This window comes from Lentzea sp. NPDC042327, assembly GCF_040647275.1.
GTDB lineage: Bacteria > Actinomycetota > Actinomycetes > Mycobacteriales > Pseudonocardiaceae > Lentzea.
This window is the reverse complement of the sequence record NZ_JBEZBX010000004.1, coordinates 478,724-496,270: the sequence shown is the minus strand read 5'-3', so window position 1 is coordinate 496,270 and position 17,547 is coordinate 478,724. Positions and strand designations below refer to the sequence as shown.

The window sequence follows — 17,547 nt, the reverse complement described above, 5'->3', positions numbered from 1 at the left end:
TGGTGCGAGTGGGGAAGTTCGGCGGGGAGGTTCGGCGGGGAGCGGAATAGGAGAGAGGGGCAGGGTGTTGACGTGCAGGTCCATCGATCTTGGAAGGGCCTGTCATGAAGATCGGCATCATCGGCGCCGGCAACATCGGCGGCAACCTCACCAGGCGGCTGACCGCGCTCGGGCACGACGTCTCGGTCGCGAACTCCCGCGGCCCGCAGACGCTCACCGCACTGGCCGAAGAGACCGGAGCGACGCCCGTCGCGGTCGAGGAGGCGGCCCGCGGCGCGGAGGTCGTCGTCGTCACGATCCCGCTGAAGGCGATCCCCGACCTGCCGTCCGGCCTGTTCGCCGACGCGGCGGAGGGCTTCGCGGTGATCGACACCGGCAACTACTACCCGCAGCAGCGGGACGGGCGGATCGCCGAGATCCTCGACGAGGGGGTCACGGAGAGCCGCTGGACCGAGCGCCACCTCGGCCACCCCGTCGTCAAGGCCTTCAACGGCACCTACGCCGCCGACATCCTCGACCGGGCCCGCCCGGCCGGTGCCCCCGACCGGATGGCGCTGCCGGTGGCCGGCGACGACGAGGCGGCGAAGGCGAAGGTGCGCGCGCTGATCGACGAGCTCGGGTTCGACACGGTCGACGCGGGCGGCATCGACGAGTCCTGGCGCCAGCAGCCCGGAACCCCCGTCTACGGCCTGCGCGAGGGCGTCGACGGGGTCACCAAGGCCCTGGCCGGCGCGAGCCGGGAGCGGACGCCGGACTTCGTCCTCTGAGGTCCACTTAGGACGGAAACCGTCGAATGCCGTTCGACGCGTTCGACGGTTTCCCGTTCTTCGTTGCGGTGTTGTCACCTCCACGGTATGTGAAGTTTCTTCGCGTTGCTCTAGCCTCGCGGCGTCGTGCTCGATCGCGAGGCGGGAGTGGTGCCGTGCAGGTGTTGACCAGAACTGTCGTCGTCGCCGGCTTGGTCGCGGCGGCGCTGCTCCCGGCCACAGCCGTGGCGGCGCCGACCGGTGGGACGTTCTCGGTGCTCAGCTACAACGTCGCCGGGCTGCCGGAAGGCCTGTCCAGCGGCAACCCGAGGGTGAACACGCCGATCATCGGCCAGCGCATCCGGCCGTACGACGTCGTGCACGTCCAGGAGGACTTCAACTACCACGCGTCGTTGTACGCCAACAACACCCACCCGTTCCGCACGCCCACCAGCGGCGGCGTCCCGTTCGGCGACGGCCTCAACACCCTCGCGAACTACCCGTACTCCGACCTCGTTCGCGACAAGTGGGACCGCTGCAACGGCACGGACTGCCTGACGCCCAAGGGCTTCACGTTCTCCCGCACCAGGCTGGCCGAGGGCGTGCTGGTCGACTTCTACAACGTGCACTCCAACGCCGGCTCGACCGACGCGGACCTGGCCGCCCGCCGCGCCAACATCAGCGAGCTCTCCCGGTTCATCGCCGCGAACTCCGCCGGCAACGCCGTCGTGGTCGCCGGTGACACCAACACCCGCTACACCCGCGCCGGCGACAACATCCGCGAGCTGGTCACCGCCAACGGCCTCACCGACGCGTGGGTGCAGGAGGAACGGGGTGGCGTGCCGCCGGAGGCCGGCAGCCCGGCGCTGGTCTGCGACGACGCGAACGTCACCGACGCGTGCGAGGTCGTCGACAAGGTCCTGTTCCGCGGCAACCGGTACATCACCCTCAGCCTCACCCGCTACGCCAACGAGAACGCCGCCTTCCGCACCGCGGACGACAAGATGCTGTCCGACCACTACCCGATCGCGGCGGACTTCCGGTGGACCCTCGACCCGGCCCTGTCGCTCAGCGACCAGTGGGGCGGCCCGCACGGCACTCCGTTCACCGACGTGGCCACCGTCCCGCCGGCGCAACGGGTGACCCAGCTGACCCTGCGCACGGGCTCACGGGTCGACCAGGTGGGCCTGGCACTCGCCGACGGCACGACGTTCACCCACGGCGGCAACGGCGGCACGGCTCAGCAGCTGACCCTCGCACCGGGGGAGCACCTCACGTCGGTGACCCTCCACTCCGGACAACACGACGGGCGCACCCGGATCTTCTTCGCCCGCTTCACCACGAACACCGGCCGCACGCTGTCCGGCGGCACTGAGACACCGAACGCCGTCACCTACACGGCACCGGCCGGGTTCCAGATCGCGGGCTTCCACGGCCGCGCGGGCAGCGAGGTCGACGCGCTGGGCGTGGTCTGCACGCGCGTCGGGTGATCGACGCGTCGTCCGACCGGCCGGCAGGTCCGGCTTCGACCCGGTTCGACCGGTCGTCGTCGAACACCGCCAGGCTCGTTTTCGATCTCGTTCGACGCTACGGTCGAGGTTCCGGGAGCGTTCCCGCACAGTCCGCAGTGGACGGCCGAACGAGGAGAGCAAGTGCACCGGTTGAAGCCGACGGCAGCCGCCGTCCTCACCGCCGCGATGACAGCGGCCGTCCTCTCCGCCGGTGCGCCGGCGGCCGGTGCCGCAGCCGGGTGCCGGGTGGTCTACCAGGTGACCAACGAGTGGCAGGGCGGGTTCATCGCCTCGGCGGAGGTCACGAACCTCGGTGACGCCGTCGACGGCTGGCAGTTGACGTGGTCGTTCGGCGGCGGGCAGACCGTCACGCAGCTGTGGAACGGGACCGTGCGGCAGTCCGGTGCCCAGGTGACCGTCACCAACACCGGCTACAACGCCCGCATCGGCACCGGTGCCACCGCCGGGGTCGGCTTCGTCGCCACCGGCGCCACCACGCCCGCTCCCACCGGGTTCGCGCTCAACGGCACCGCCTGCACGGGGGACACGCCCGCGCCGGACCCGCTGACGCAGGCGCACACCGCCGGCCGGGTCACCGCCACCGGCCAGTACACCTGGCCCGGTGTCTACTTCGAGGGCCGGTTCCGCGGCACCGGCGTCGGTGTGGTGCTCAACGACGCGGTCAACGACTACGACGTGCAGGTCGACGGCACGACGGTGGCCACGCTGGTCAAGCCCGGCAGGGTCACGCACCAGGTCGGCGGGCTCAGCAACGCCGAGCACCGCGTGCGGCTCGTCAAGCGCACGGAGAGCGCGTACGCCGCGGGGCAGTTCGGCGGGTTCGTCGCGGCCAACGGCGGTGTGGTGCTCGACCGGCCGGCGGCGCGCAGCAGGCAGATCGAGTTCATCGGCGACTCGCTGACCGCCGGCTACGGCAACCTCTCGACCACGCGGGACTGCTCCGCCAACGGCGGCGTCGACCGCAACACGAACTCCGACATCAGCTTCGGTGCGCTCACGGCCCGCGCGCTGAACGCGGACTACCAGATCAACGCGTTCTCCGGGCGCGGCATGGTGCGCAACTACGCGGGCGGCCAGCCGGGCACCAGCTACCGCACCTACTACGACCGGGCGCTGCTGCACGTCGAGGGCGACGTGTGGGTCAAGCCCCCGAGCTGGCAGCCGAAGGTCGTCGTGGTGGGCCTGGGCACCAACGACTTCTCCACCGCGCTCAACCCCGGTGAGCAGTGGCCGACGCAGGAGAGCCTGGTCACCGCCTACAAGAGCGCCTACCTCGGGTTCCTCGCGAAGCTGCGGACCCGCTACGGCGCCGGCACGGAGATCGTCGTGGGCGTCCCGGAGGCGTCCGGGGTGTTCGCCGACGCCGCACGCCAGGTCGTGCAGGAGCGCACGGCCCAGGGCGACAGCCGGGTCCGCCACTGGAACTTCGCCGACCCCGCCATCGACCGGCTGGGCTGCGACTGGCACTTCTCCGCCCGCGACCACCGGTTGATCGCCACGAAGCTCGGCGACTTCCTCGCCGGGCTGGGCATCACCTGGTGACGGAGGTGGGCGGTCCCGCGACACCGGGACCGCCCGCACGTCACTTCGCTTCGAGCACGAACACCGGGATCTGCCGGTCGGTCTTGGTCTGGTACTCGGCGTAGGGCGGGTAGGCCGCGACGGCCCGCTCCCACCACTGGGCGCGTTCGTCGCCGTCTACCTCGCGCGCGACGAAGTCCTTCGTCACGGTCCCGTCCTGCAGCTTGATCTCGGGGTGCGCCTTGATGTTGTGGTACCACGCGGGGTGCTCGGGCGCGCCGCCCTTCGACGCCACCACCGCGTAGCTGCCGTCGTGCTCCACGCGCATGACGGGCGTGTAGCGCAGCTGGCCGCTCTTGGCACCACGCACGGTCAGGAGGACGATGGGCCGGTCGAAGATCAGGACGCCCTCGGTGGTCCCGGTCTCCAGGATCTGCTTGGTCTGGTTCTGCACCCAGTCCTCTGGGCTGAGCGCCACGGTGTCGTCTGCCATGCAACGATCAACATCGCGCGGGCCGCGAATGTTCCCCACGATCGGGTCAGTGGGCGCTGAACTGCGCTTCCGTCGGCTGGACCACGTCAGGCCGGACCGGTAGGGCGGGCAGCACGAGCCGTTCGCCGTAGAGGTCGGTGACCGCGACCGGCCCGCCGCAGCCGGCGCCGTTCTCAGCGAGGAAGTAGTTGTACTCGGCCCTCGGCAGCTGCCGCCACCGGCCGTTGACCTGCACTTCGAGCCTGGCCACGGGGTTGCGGTGGTCGATCACCTGGAGGCCGCACCACCACTGGCTGGAGCCGGTCTTGTAGCGGATCGACAGGGTGCGGTCCAGTGGCGGGCTCACCAGCGACCAGGTCACCGGGATCTCACCCTGCACAGGTGGCGCGAGCAGGGCGAACGCCTCCGCGCCCGGGTCCAGCTGCCCGGCCCGGCACGGCGCGGGGCACAGGTTGGTGACCCGGGCCGTGACGCTCTTCCCGTTCGCGGCCTTGACCAGCACGTACGCACCACAGGCCGCCGAGTTCTCGTAGTCGGCCCAGTTCATCGCGACGGTCAGCGGGTCGGGGCTCTTGTCGTACGAGCAGGCACCGCCGCCGTCGGAGTCGTAGAACGTCGCCACGCCCGTGCGCCTCACCCCGGGCTGGATCTTCCCGGCCAGCGGTGCCCCGACCGGCGCAGGCACGGCAGCGGTGGTGGTCGTCGGCGCGGTGGTCGTGACCACGGGCGACGACGACGAGGTGGGCACGGCCGTAGTAACCGGGGGAGGAGCACCCGACCCGGCCGCGGCGGCCGGGGTGCCCGCGATGCCGGGCGGGTCGCGGACCACGACCACGACCGCGACCAGCACCACGAGCACTACCAGCGCGTACGGGGCGGCACGCCTCACCGCCGCACCATGGTCCGCTGCACCGCGATGAACACCAGCAGCAGCACACCGATCACGATCTTCGTCCACCACGAGCTGAGCGTGCCCTGGAACGAGATCAGCGTCTGGATCGTGCCGAGCACCAGCACCCCGGCCAGCCCGCCCAGCACGTAGCCGACACCACCGGCGAGCAACGTCCCGCCGATGACCACGGCCGCGATCGCCTCCAGCTCCATGCCGACGGCGTGCAGGCCGTAGCCCGACAGCATGTACAGGCTGAACAGCAGCCCGGCCAGCGCCGAGCAGAACCCGCTGATCACGTACACGCCGACCTTCACCCGCGCGGTCGGCAGGCCCATCAGCAGCGCGGACGACTCGTTGCCGCCCACCGCGTACACCGTGCGGCCGAACCGGGTGCGGTGCAGCACGTACATGGCGGCGAGCACGACCAGCAGCGCGATCACGACGTTGTAGGTGATCGTCACGCCACCGGGCAGCGGGATGGCGGCGGTCGCGATGTCGCGCAGCGTGCGGTCCTTGATGGACACCGACTCGACGCTGATCAGGAAGCACAGGCCGCGGGCCAGGAACATGCCGGCCAGCGTGACGATGAACGGCTGGATGTCGAACTTGTGGATCACCAGCCCCATCAGCAGGCCCAGCGTCGAGCCGATCACCAGCACCGCCAGCACGACCAGCGGCACCGGCCAGCCCGCGCGCAGCCCGGCCGCGGTGACCATCGTGGACAGCGCGACCACCGACCCGACGGACAGGTCGATGCCGCCGCTGAGGATCACGAACGTCATCCCCGCCGCGAGCACGATCAGGAACGCGTTGTCGATGAACAGGTTCGCGATCACCTGGCCGGACGCGAAGCCGTCGTAGCGCACCGAGCCGATCCCGAAGGAGAGGACGAACAGCACGACGGTCGCGAGGACGGGCAGGAACCGCGACGGCACCCCGCGCACCCCGCCGACGAGCGTGGTCATGAGACGGCCACCTTCCGGAAGCTGAGCGCCGCACGGGCCTTCGGGGCCTGCACCAGGCACACGGCGATGACGACGACCGCCTTGAAGAGCAGCGTGACCTCCGGGGCGACGCCGATCGTGTAGACGGTGGTGGTGAGGGTCTGGATGATCAGGGCACCGAGCAGCGTGCCGGTGAGCGAGTAGCGCCCGCCCGCGAGCGACGTGCCGCCGATGACGACGGCGAGGATCGCGTCCATCTCGATCCACAGACCGGCGTTGTTGGCGTCGGCCGCGCTCACGTTCGAGCTGATCATCAGACCGGCGATGCCCGCGCACACGGCGGCGAACACGTAGACGGTCCAGATGATCGTGCGCGACCGCACGCCGGCCAGCCGCGAGGCCTCCGGGTTCACGCCGACCGACTCGATCAGCATGCCCAGCGCGGTGCGCCGGGTCGCGAACGCCACCAGCCCCAGCACCAGCAGGCTGATCAGGATCGAGATCGGCAGCACGACGAACCCGGCGCCGACCTGGCGGTAGGCGTCGTTGTTGACCGTCACGATCTGCCCCTCGGTGACGAGCATGGCCACACCGCGGCCCGCCGTCATCAGCACGAGGGTCGCGATGATCGGCTGGATGCCCAGCCCCGCCACGAGGAACCCGTTCCACAGCCCGAGCACCGCGCACAGCACGAGCGCGATCGCCATGCCGGCGAACGCGGTGCCCGCCGAGTCGGACGTTCCGATGTGGACGCACGTGACCGCGCCCGCGATCGCTGCCACCGCGCCGACGGAGAGGTCGATGCCGCGGGTGGCGATCACCAGGGTCATGCCCAGTGCGATCAGCAGGGTCGGCGCGCCGTTCTTGAGCACGTCGACCAGGCTGCCGTAGAGGTGGCCGTCCTGGACGCGCAACGAGAAGAACGACGGCGTGACGACGAGGTTGAGCAGCAGCAGCGCGGCCAGCGCGAGCAACGGCCACAGCAAACGGTTCTTCACGACACCACCTTCTCCGGTGCGGCTCCGCCCGCGATGAGCTCGACCACCTCGTCCACGCCGGTGACCGACCCGTCCAGCTCGGCGATCTTGCGCCGGTCGCGCAGCACCACGATCCGGTCGGCGATGCGCACGACCTCCTCCAGCTCGGCGGAGATGAACAGCACCGCGGTGCCCTCCGCGGCCAGGGTCGTGACGAGCTGCTGGATCTGGGCCTTCGCGCCGATGTCGATGCCCCTGGTCGGCTCGTCCAGGATCAGCAGCCGCGGCTCGGTGACGAGCCAGCGGGCGAGCAGGACCTTCTGCTGGTTGCCGCCGGACAGGGTGCGCACCAGCGCGTCCGGGTTGGCCGGGCGGATGTCCAGCGCCGTCAGGTACTTCTCGACGAGCTGGTCCTTGGTCTTGCGCGACAGCGGCCGGGTCCACCCGCGTGCGGCCTGCATGGCGAGCACCAGATTGTCCCGGATGGACAGGTCCGCGACCACGCCCTCGCCCTTGCGGTCCTCGGAGCTGAACGCGATGCCGGCGGCGATGGCCGACCGCGGTCCGCGCAGCCGCACGGGCTTGCCGTCGACGAGCACGCGGCCGGAGTCGGCCTTGTCCGCGCCGAACAGCAGCCGGGCGAGCTCGGTGCGGCCGGAGCCGAGCAGACCGGCCAGGCCGACCACCTCGCCCGCGCGGATCTCCAGGTCGAACGGTTCGATGGCGCCGCGGCGGCCGAGGCCCTCCGCGTGCACCAGCACCGGTCCCTCCGGGTGGCGCTGCTCGGCGGCGTCCTCGATGGCCTCCAGCGCGCCGAGGTCGCGGCCGATCATCTGGGCGATCAGCGCCCGCCGGTCGACCTCGGCGGTGAGGTGCTCACCGACGAGGGTCCCGTTGCGCAGCACCGTCATCCGGTCGGAGATCTCGTAGACCTGGTCGAGGAAGTGCGACACGAACAGGATCGCGACGCCCTCGTCGCGCAGCACCCGCATGATGCGGAACAGCTCGGCGACCTCACCGGCGTCCAGGCTGGACGTCGGCTCGTCGAGCACGAGCACCCGGCAGTCGACCGCGATCGCGCGCGCGATGGCCACGAGCTGCTGCACCGCGATCGGGTGCTCGCCGAGGCTGGAGGCCGGGTCGATGTGCACGCCGATGCGGGAGAGGACCTCGGCGGAGCGCTTGCGCATGGCCGGGAAGTCGATGCCGCCGCGCTTGCGGGGTTCGCGGCCCAGCAGGATGTTCTCCGCGACCGTGAGGTTCGCGCAGAGGTTGACCTCCTGGTAGACCGTGCTGATGCCGGCGTGCTGCGCCTCGCCGGGGGAGGAGAACGCCACGTCGGCGCCGGCCAGCACGACCTGGCCGCTGTCGGGGCGGTGCACGCCGGTCAGGGTCTTGATCAGGGTGGACTTCCCGGCGCCGTTCTCGCCCATGAGGGCGTGCACCTCGCCGGGGAACAACCGGAAGTCGACGTCCTGCAACGCCTTCACGCCGGGGAACGCGAGGGTGATGCCCCGCATCTCGACGACTGGCGGCGGTGACTCGGTCATGGCTCAGGCCTTCGTCGCTGAGGTGCGGGACCCGTCGCCACTTGGGCGGAGCGACGGGTCCCGCGGTCTGGTGGGGCGGTGGGTGGTCACGACCGCGCGACCACCCACCGCGTGTGCTGTCCTGCGGCGGGGACCGGGGTCAGTACTGGCGCTGTCAGTACTGGCGCTGCGGCAGCGCGGTCTTGGCCTGCTCCTGGGTGAACGTGCCCTCCTCGGTCACGACCCTGGCCGGCACCTCCTCGCCCTTGACGACCTTCTTCGCCAGGTCCATCAACTGCTTGCCCAGCAACGGGTTGCACTCGACGATGAAGTTGATCTCGCCGTTGGCCAGCGCGGTCATGCCGTCCTTCACCGCGTCCACGGTGATGATCTTGATGTCCTTGCCGGGCACCTTGCCGGCGGCCTTGATGGCCTCGATCGCGCCCAGGCCCATGTCGTCGTTGTGGGCGTAGACCACGTCGATCTTGGGCTGGGACTTGAGGAAGGCCTCCATGACCTGCTTGCCGCCGGAGCGGGTGAAGTCACCGGTCTGCGAGGCGACGACCTTGATGTCGGACTTGCCGGCGATCTTCTCCTCGAAGCCCTTCTTGCGGTCGATCGCGGGCGCGGCACCGGTGGTGCCCTGCAGCTCGACCACGTTGGTGGGCCCGGAGGCGTTGGCCACCAGCCAGTCACCGGCCTTGCGGCCCTCCTCGACGAAGTCCGACCCGAGGAACGTCTTGTAGAGCGAGGTGTCGTCGGAGTCGATCGAGCGGTCGGTGAGGATGACCGGGATGTTGGCGCGCTTGGCCTCCAGCAGCACGGTGTCCCAGCCGGTCTCGACGACCGGGCTGAACGCGATCACCGACACCTTCTGCTGGATGTAGGACCGGATCGCCTTGATCTGGTTCTCCTGCTTCTGCTGCGCGTCGGAGAACTTCAGGTCGATGCCGGCGGTCTTGGCCTCGTCCTGGATCGACTTCGTGTTGGCGGTGCGCCAGCCGCTCTCGGCGCCCACCTGGGCGAAGCCCATGGTGATCTTGTCGCCGGACTGGCCGGAGGCGGCATCGCCGCCGCCGCTCGAGCCGCCGCACGCTGTCAACGCGAACAGCGCGACCACGCTGGCGGCTGTCGTGATCTTCTTCAGCACTGGGATTCCTCCGGGGTGACGACGGTGTCGCGGAGCTCGACCGCGTGTCCGCGGTTGTCAGGTGGACAACAGTGAACGTTCACATCTGCCGCGTCAAGTCCTTGCCCGTAACGAGTTCGCAGCCCTATGTTAACGCTCACTTCCGAGCAGGGGAGGCAAATCCGTGCCCCGCAAGTCCGTGCCCCGCAAGCACGTGTTGTTGTCCGCCGCTCTCGCCGCCGGTCTGCTGGTCGGCGTGCCGGGTTCGGGCGCCGCCGCGGAGACCGACTACGCGCTCAAGGTCGACGCCACGGCGAAGGGCCCGTCCATCGACGACTCGATGTACGGCGTGTTCTTCGAGGACATCAACCGCGCCGCCGACGGCGGCCTGTACGCCGAGCTCGTGCAGAACCGCTCGTTCGAGTACGACCCCGCCGACAACGCGGGCTACACCGGGCTCACCGCGTGGGCACCGCACAGCGGCACCCTGGACGTGGCCGACGACGCCGGACGCCTCAACGAGCGCAACCGCCGCTACCTGAAGCTCGGCCTGCCCGCCGGTGTGATCAACTCCGGTTACAACTCCGGCATCGCCGTGCGGGAGGGCCAGCGCTACGACTTCTCCGTCTGGGCCCGCACCGACCAGGCCAGGACCGCGCTGACCGCCACCGTGACCGATCCAGCCGGTGCCCCGCTCGGTGACCCGGTACGGGTCGAGGTCCGCGGTGACGGCTGGGCGAAGTACACCGGCACCGTCCGCGCCCGCAGGTCCACGACGACCGGCCGGCTGCTCGTCACCGGCGAGGGCACCGGGACGCTGCGGCTCGACATGGTCTCGCTGCTGCCGCAGGACACCTTCAAGGGCCACGGCCTGCGTCGCGACCTGGCCGAGAAGGTCGCCGCGCTGAAGCCCGGCTTCGTGCGCTTCCCCGGCGGCTGCCTGGTCAACACCGGCAGCCACCAGGGCTACGACGCGCCGGGCTACGAGCGCCGCCGTTCGTACCAGTGGAAGGACACCATCGGCCCGGTCGAGCAGCGCGCCACGAACTGGAACTTCTGGGGCTACAACCAGTCCTACGGCCTGGGCTACTACGAGTACTTCCAGTTCGCCGAGGACATCGGCGCCATGCCGCTGCCCGTCGTGCCCGCCCTGGTCACCGGCTGCGGCCAGAACCGCGCCACGGACGACCCCGCGCTGCTGCGCCGGCACGTCCAGGACACGCTGGACCTGATCGAGTTCGCCAACGGCCCCGCCGACTCCACCTGGGGCCGCAAGCGCGCCGAGATGGGCCACCCGAAGCCGTTCGGGCTCACGCACCTCGGCGTCGGCAACGAGGAGAACCTGCCCGACGAGTTCTTCGCCCGCTTCACCGAGTTCCGCACCGCGATCAACGCGAGGTACCCGGACATCACGGTCGTCAGCAACTCCGGCCCCGACGACACCGGTGGCGTGTTCGACCGCCTCTGGCAGCTCAACCGGCAGGCCGGCGTGAAGATGGTCGACGAGCACTACTACAACAGCCCGAGCTGGTTCCTGGAGAACAACGCCCGCTACGACTCCTACGACCGCAACGGTCCCAAGGTGTTCCTAGGCGAGTACGCCTCCCAGGACAACAAGTTCTTCAACGCGCTGAGCGAGGCCGCGTTCATGACCGGCCTGGAACGCAACGCCGACGTCGTGAAGCTCGCGTCGTACGCGCCGCTGCTGGCCAACGAGGACTACGTGCAGTGGAAGCCGGACATGATCTGGTTCAACAACCACGCGTCGTGGGGCTCGGCGAGCTACGAGGTGCAGAAGCTGTTCATGACCAACGTGGGCGACCACGTCGTGCCCAGCACCGCGACCGCCACCCCGGCCACCCAGACCCCGATCACCGGCGCCATCGGCCTGTCCACCTGGGCCACCGCCGCGAGCTACGACGACGTGCGGGTCACCGGCGCGTCCGGTGAGGCGTTGTTCGGCGACGACTTCTCCGGCACCGACGCGCAGTGGACGAAGACCGGCCGCGGCGCGTGGAACGTCGTCAACGGCGCCTACGTCCAGTCCGACGCGGCCGCCGAGGACACGCTCGTCACCGCCGGCGACAGGAGCTGGCACGACTACACGCTGAACCTCAAGGCCACCAAGCAGTCCGGCCGCGAGGGCTTCCTCGTCGCGTTCGGCGTCAAGGACACCGGCAACTACTACTGGTGGAACCTCGGCGGCTGGAACAACACCCAGTCCGCTGTGGAGAAGGCCGCCGGCGGCGGCAAGAGCACCCTGCTGACCGACGGCACCCGCATCGAGACCGGCCGCACCTACGACGTGCGGGTCGAGGTGCGCGGCCGGAAGGTCGCGCTGTTCCTCGACGGGCGGAAGTGGGGCGAGTTCACCGACCAGGTCGCCGAACCGTTCCGCCAGGTCGTCACCCGCGACCGCGCCACCGGCGAGCTGGTCGTCAAGGTCGTCAACGCCCAGGACAACGCCGCCCGCACCCGCGTCGACCTCGGTGTCCCGGTGTCGTCCACGGCGCGTGCGACCGTGCTGCAGGGCCGTCCCGACGACGTGAACACCGAGTTCGCCCAGCCGATCAAGCCCCGCTCCGAGCAGGTGCGGGTGGCGAGCAGCTTCACGCACACGTTCCCGCCGAACTCCGTCACCTTCCTCCGGATCAGGAGCCGCTCGTGATCGACCGCCGATCCCTGCTGCGCACGGGCGGCGTGCTCGCCGCGACCGGGGCGCTCGCCTCCGCCGCACCCGCGGCCACCGCCGTCGCCGCCGAACCCGCGGCCGGGCTGCCCACCCGCAACCCGCTCGTCGAACAGCGCGCCGACCCGTTCGTCACACCGCCCACCGACGGCATGTACTACCTCACCGGGTCCGTGCCCGAGTACGACCGGATCGTCGTGCGCGGAGCGTCCACCCTGGACGGCCTGACCGCCGCCCGCGAGCGCACCATCTGGCGCCGTCCGGCCACCGGGAAGATGGGCGGCTACATCTGGGCGCCGGAGCTGCACCGCATCGACGGCAGGTGGTACGTCTACTTCGCTGCCGGTGACAAGGACGACCCGTTCCGCATCCGCACCTATGTGCTGGAGTCCCCGAACGCCGACCCGCGGCTGGACGGCTGGGTGCTGCGCGGCCAGATCACGACACACCTGGACACGTTCACGCTCGACGCGACGACGTTCGCGCACCGCGGCAAGCGCTACTTCCTGTGGGCGCAGAACGAGCCCGCCGTCGGCTCCGGCACCAACCTCTACATCGCCGAGATGGCCTCCCCGCTCGCGTTGCGGACGGCGCCGGTGCGGATCGCCACGCCGACGGCGTCGTGGGAGGTGCAGGGGTTCCGGGTGAACGAGGGGCCGGCGGTGCTCATCCGCAACGGCCGCGTGTTCGTGACGTTCTCCGCGAGCGCCACCGACGCCCGGTACTGCATGGGCCTGCTGACCGCCGACGAGAACGCGAACCTGCTCGACGCGCGGTCGTGGACGAAGTCGCCGAACCCGGTGTTCGCCACGCACGTGCCGACCTCGCAGTACGGGCCGGGGCACAACTCGTTCACCACGGTCGGCGACGTGGACGTGCTCATCTACCACTCCCGCGACTACCGCGACATCAGCGGCGACCCGCTGTTCGACCCGAACCGGCACACCCGTGTGCAGCGGCTGCACTGGAACGCCGACGGCACCCCGTCGTTCGGCGTCCCGGTGGGGGAGGGCGGGCCGATCACGCGGCTGTCGCCGTTGGACTCCCCTGCGCTGACCGTGCGGCACTACGAGTACCGGCTGCGGGTCGACGGCAACGTCCGCGAGCTGGCCGACTCGCAGTTCCGGTTCGTGCCGGGCTTCTCGGGCTCCGGGACGGTCGCGCTGCAGTCGGTGAACTTCCCGGACCGGTACGTGCGCGTCGACGGTGACGTGGTGCGGATCGACCCGTACGAGGACACGGACGCCTACGGCCGTGCGGCGAGCTTCGTCCGGGTTGCCGGACTCGCTGACAGCACGGCGATTTCGTTGAATGTTGGAGCAGATTCTTATCTCATCCACGACCGGGGGAGACTGGTGACCGGCAAACCCGGAAACGACCGCGACGCGCGCCGACGTGCGACGTTTCGGCTCGAATAGCGGTCACAATGGGTGAGCTGTACCAGGACTGACCGGTGTTATCGCTAACATCATCGGTCTAGACCAAGGATCGGAGACCGTTCGTGGACCAGAAGATTTCGCGCGACCCCGCGATGACCGACGTCGCACGACTCGCCGGGGTGTCCCACCAGACGGTCTCGCGCGTTCTCAACAACCACCCCAACGTCCGCGAGCAGACCCGGCTGCGGGTGCAGGCCGCGATCAAGGAGCTCGACTACCGGCCCAACCGCGCGGCCCGCGCGCTGGTCACCGGCAAGACGCAGCTCATCGGCGTGGTGGCGCAGAACTCGACGCTGTACGGCCCGGCCTCGCTGCTGTCCGCCTTCGAGGAGGCGGCGGGCCAGGCCGGGTTCGCGGTGAGCGTCGGCCGGGTCAAGGTGCTCGACCGCGAGTCCATCTCCGCGGCCGTCGAACGCCACCGCGACCAGCGCGTGGCCGGCATCGTGGTGATCGCGCCGAACTCCGGTGCCGCCGACGCGCTGGCGGACGTGCCCGCCGGCGTGCCGCTGGTGACGGTGGACGGCGACCCCGACCGCGCGACGCCGCTGGTCACGGTCGACCAGGCGGCCGGTGCGTTCGAGGCCACCACCCACCTGCTGCAGGCGGGCCACAGCACGGTGTGGCACGTGTCCGGTCCCGCCGACTGGTTCGACGCGGCCGGTCGCGTGCAGGGCTGGCGGCGTGCGCTGGAGTCGGTGGACGCCGAGGTGCCGCCGGTGGTGACGGCCGACTGGAGCGCGGCGTCGGGGTACCGCGCGGGTCAGATGCTCGCGCGGATGCCCGAGGTGACGGCGGTGTTCTGCTCCAACGACCACTTGGCCCTCGGCCTGCTGCGGGCGCTGAGCGAACGGGGCCGGCGGGTGCCGCACGACGTGAGCGTGGTCGGGTTCGACGACGTGCCGGAAGCGGCCTACTTCATCCCGCCGCTCACGACCGTCCGCCCGGACTTCGCCGCGGTGGCACGGGAAACCCTCGGTCTGCTGCTGGAGCAGGTGAGCGACGGCGAGACCGCCCGCCCGCGCCGCACGGTGGCCCCGTTCCTGGTGACCAGGGACAGCGTGTCCCCACCCGCCTGACCCCCGCTGCTTCCCGCACGCGGGGACCTTTCGTTCACCAGGAGAGTACGAAAGCTCCCCGCGTGCGGTGGACAGCGCGTGTGACGAGATGTGAGGACCGCCCGCCGGTGGCACACCGGTGGGCGTTTTGTCGTGCGCTCACGGCGGTGGACATCGGTGTTCTTGCTGGGAAATCACGATGTTCGCGGCGCATCTTGACGGCGTGATTGTTAGCGATAACACTCAGGCCGTGACTGACATGACGATCGACCGCGACGCGTGCGTGGTGGGTGTCGACTTCGGCACGCTGTCCGGCCGCGCCGTGGTCGTGCGCGTCCATGACGGCGCCGAGCTCGGCACCGCCGTCCACGAGTACCGCCACGGGGTCGTGGACCAGGTCCTGCCCGCGACCGGCCGTCCGCTGCCGCCGGAGTGGGCCCTGCAGGTCCCGGCCGACTACCTCGACGTGCTGCGCACCGCCGTCCCGCAGGCGGTCGAGGCGGCCGGGATCTCGCCGTCCCAGGTGGTCGGGATCGGCACCGACTTCACGGCCTGCACGATGGTGCCGGTCACCGCGGACGGCACACCGCTGTGCGACCTGCCGGAGTTCGCCGGGAACCCGCACGCCTACGTGAAGCTGTGGCGCCACCACGCCGCCCAGGGCCAGGCCGACCGGATCAACGAGCTGGCCCGCACCCGCGGCGAGGCGTGGCTGCCGCGCTACGGCGGCCTGATCTCCTCGGAGTGGGAGTTCGCCAAGGGCCTGCAGGTGCTGGAGGAGGCACCCGAGGTCTACGCGGCGATGGAGCACTGGGTCGAGGCCGCCGACTGGATCACCTGGCAGCTCTGCGGCACCTACACGCGCAACGCTTGCACCGCCGGGTACAAGGGCATCCTCCAGGACGGCGCCTACCCCGGCGAGGACTTCCTCGCCGAGCTCAACCCCGACTTCGCCGGGTTCGTCGCCGACAAGCTCGACCACCCGCTCTCGGCGCTCGGCGACCGCGCGGGCGGGCTCAGCGCCAGGGCCGCGGAGTGGACCGGGCTGCCCGAGGGCATCGCCGTCGCGGTCGGCAACGTCGACGCGCACGTCACCGCACCGGCCGCCCAGGCCGTCGAGCCCGGCCAGATGGTCGCGATCATGGGCACCTCCACCTGCCACGTCATGAGCGGCGCCGTGCTGCGCGACGTGCCGGGCATGTGCGGTGTGGTCGACGGCGGCATCATTCCGGGGCTGTGGGGCTACGAGGCCGGGCAGAGCGGTGTCGGCGACATCTTCGCGTGGTTCCTGCGCAGCAGCGTCCCGCCGGCCTACCACGAGCAGGCCGCCGAACGCGGCATCACCGTGCACGAGCTGCTGACCGAGCTGGCCGCCGGCCAGGCGGTGGGGGAGCACGGGCTCATCGCGCTCGACTGGCACAGCGGCAACCGGTCCGTGCTCGTCGACCACGAGCTGTCCGGCGTGATCATCGGCCAGACCCTCGCCACCAGGGCCGAGGACGCCTACCGCGCGCTGCTGGAGGCGACCGCGTTCGGCACGCGGGTCATCATCGACGCCTTCACCGACTCCGGTGTGCCGGTGACCGAGCTCGTGATCGCGGGCGGACTGGTCAAGAACGAGCTGCTGATGCAGATCTACGCCGATGTCGTGAACCTGCCGCTGTCGGTGATCGGCTCGGCACAGGGCCCCGCGCTCGGCTCCGCGATGCACGCCGCCGTCGCCGCGGGCGCCCACCCGGACATCCGCAAGGCCGCCGCCGCGATGGGTTCCGTGCGGCGCAACGTCTTCACGCCCGTACCGGAGAACGTCGAGGCGTACGAACGGCTCTTCCTCGACTACCTGGAGCTGCACGACTACTTCGGTCGCGGTGCCAACGATGTCATGCACCGGCTGCGCCAGTACCGCCGCGACGCACTGGAGGGGAAGAGCTGATGTCCGCCACGGCAGAGCTGCGCCGCACGGTCGCCGAGCTGCACCGCGAGCTGACCCGCTACGGGCTGGTGAGCTGGACGGCCGGAAACATCTCGGCCCGCGTGCCCGACCAGGACCTGATGGTCATCAAGCCGTCCGGGGTGTCCTACGACGACCTGGGCCCGCACGCGATGGTCGTGACCGACCTGCACGGCACCCTCGTCCAGGGCGAGCTCGCACCGTCCTCCGACACCGCCGCGCACGCCTACGTGTACCGGCACATGCCGCACGTCGGCGGTGTCGTGCACACGCATTCCCCTTACGCGACGGCGTGGGCGGCGCGCGGGGAGCCCATCCCGTGCGTGCTCACGATGATCGCCGACGAGTTCGGCGGCGACATCCCGGTCGGGCCGTTCGCGCTGATCGGCGACGACTCCATCGGCCAGGGCATCGTGGAGACCCTGAGCGCCAGCCGGTCGAAGGCCGTGCTGATGCGCAACCACGGCCCGTTCACGATCGGCGAGACGGCACGCGCCGCGGTGAAGGCCGCCGTGCTGCTGGAGGACGTCGCCCGCACCGTCCACTTCGCACTCCAGCTCGGCAAGCCCGACGTGATCGAGCAGGAACACGTCGACCGGCTCTACGAGCGCTACCAGAACGTCTACGGCCAGTGAGCCCAGAAGGAGAGC

The 17,547-nt window shown here is 70.5% G+C and carries 14 protein-coding genes; 8 read left to right on the top strand and 6 right to left on the bottom strand.

The window, feature by feature from the left end:
* Positions 1-104 precede the first annotated feature (104 nt).
* The 3 genes from AB0A63_RS13085 (at position 105) to AB0A63_RS13075 (ending at position 3,820) form a co-directional block, all read left to right on the top strand.
* A complete protein-coding gene (locus AB0A63_RS13085) occupies positions 105-767 on the top strand; it encodes an NAD(P)-binding domain-containing protein (protein WP_360389488.1) in 663 nt (220 codons plus the stop codon).
* A 161-nt stretch (positions 768-928) separates the two neighbouring features.
* Positions 929-2,236, top strand: a complete 1,308-nt coding sequence (locus AB0A63_RS13080) for a jacalin-like lectin (RefSeq protein WP_360389485.1) — start codon at positions 929-931, stop codon at positions 2,234-2,236.
* Positions 2,237-2,398: 162 nt separating this feature from the next.
* Positions 2,399-3,820, top strand: coding sequence for a cellulose binding domain-containing protein (locus AB0A63_RS13075; RefSeq protein WP_360389483.1), 1,422 nt, complete (start codon positions 2,399-2,401; stop codon positions 3,818-3,820).
* Positions 3,821-3,860: 40 nt separating this feature from the next.
* Here the strand turns inward: AB0A63_RS13075 and AB0A63_RS13070 are convergent, their stop codons facing one another.
* From AB0A63_RS13070 to AB0A63_RS13045, 6 genes are all read right to left on the bottom strand, one after another.
* Positions 3,861-4,292 (bottom strand): nitroreductase family deazaflavin-dependent oxidoreductase, encoded by a 432-nt coding sequence (locus AB0A63_RS13070; protein WP_360389480.1) that lies wholly within the window; start codon positions 4,290-4,292, stop codon positions 3,861-3,863.
* 46 nt (positions 4,293-4,338) lie between these two features.
* Positions 4,339-5,181: an expansin EXLX1 family cellulose-binding protein gene (locus tag AB0A63_RS13065; RefSeq protein WP_360389477.1), complete on the bottom strand. Its 843-nt coding sequence runs from the start codon at positions 5,179-5,181 to the stop codon at positions 4,339-4,341.
* Complete coding sequence (gene yjfF / locus AB0A63_RS13060) at positions 5,178-6,149, bottom strand: galactofuranose ABC transporter, permease protein YjfF (protein ID WP_360389474.1); 972 nt, start codon at positions 6,147-6,149, stop codon at positions 5,178-5,180. The genes AB0A63_RS13065 and yjfF overlap by 4 nt, the downstream gene beginning before the upstream one ends.
* Positions 6,146-7,126 (bottom strand): ABC transporter permease, encoded by a 981-nt coding sequence (locus tag AB0A63_RS13055; RefSeq protein ID WP_360389471.1) that lies wholly within the window; start codon positions 7,124-7,126, stop codon positions 6,146-6,148. Before AB0A63_RS13055 ends, yjfF begins: the two co-directional genes overlap by 4 nt.
* Positions 7,123-8,655 (bottom strand): sugar ABC transporter ATP-binding protein, encoded by a 1,533-nt coding sequence (locus tag AB0A63_RS13050; RefSeq protein ID WP_360389468.1) that lies wholly within the window; start codon positions 8,653-8,655, stop codon positions 7,123-7,125. The genes AB0A63_RS13055 and AB0A63_RS13050 overlap by 4 nt, the downstream gene beginning before the upstream one ends.
* A 154-nt stretch (positions 8,656-8,809) precedes the next feature.
* Positions 8,810-9,784 carry an ABC transporter substrate-binding protein gene (locus tag AB0A63_RS13045; RefSeq protein ID WP_360389466.1) on the bottom strand — a complete coding sequence of 325 codons (975 nt, stop codon included), beginning with the start codon at positions 9,782-9,784 and terminating at the stop codon, positions 8,810-8,812.
* 163 nt (positions 9,785-9,947) lie between these two features.
* Here AB0A63_RS13045 and AB0A63_RS13040 point away from each other — a divergent pair, with 163 nt between their 5' ends.
* From AB0A63_RS13040 to AB0A63_RS13020, 5 genes are all read left to right on the top strand, one after another.
* The gene (locus AB0A63_RS13040) at positions 9,948-12,431 is read left to right on the top strand and encodes an alpha-L-arabinofuranosidase C-terminal domain-containing protein (protein WP_360389463.1); all 2,484 of its coding nucleotides are present in this window, start codon (positions 9,948-9,950) and stop codon (positions 12,429-12,431) included.
* Positions 12,428-13,870: a family 43 glycosylhydrolase gene (locus AB0A63_RS13035; protein WP_360389460.1), complete on the top strand. Its 1,443-nt coding sequence runs from the start codon at positions 12,428-12,430 to the stop codon at positions 13,868-13,870. Before AB0A63_RS13040 ends, AB0A63_RS13035 begins: the two co-directional genes overlap by 4 nt.
* An 83-nt stretch (positions 13,871-13,953) precedes the next feature.
* On the top strand, positions 13,954-14,967 hold the full coding sequence (locus AB0A63_RS13030) for a LacI family DNA-binding transcriptional regulator (protein ID WP_360389457.1): 1,014 nt from the start codon (positions 13,954-13,956) through the stop codon (positions 14,965-14,967).
* Positions 14,968-15,205: 238 nt separating this feature from the next.
* Positions 15,206-16,879, top strand: coding sequence for a ribulokinase (gene araB, locus AB0A63_RS13025; RefSeq protein ID WP_360389859.1), 1,674 nt, complete (start codon positions 15,206-15,208; stop codon positions 16,877-16,879).
* On the top strand, positions 16,879-17,532 hold the full coding sequence (locus AB0A63_RS13020; protein ID WP_360389454.1) for an L-ribulose-5-phosphate 4-epimerase: 654 nt from the start codon (positions 16,879-16,881) through the stop codon (positions 17,530-17,532). Before araB ends, AB0A63_RS13020 begins: the two co-directional genes overlap by 1 nt.
* Positions 17,533-17,547: the final 15 nt, after the last annotated feature.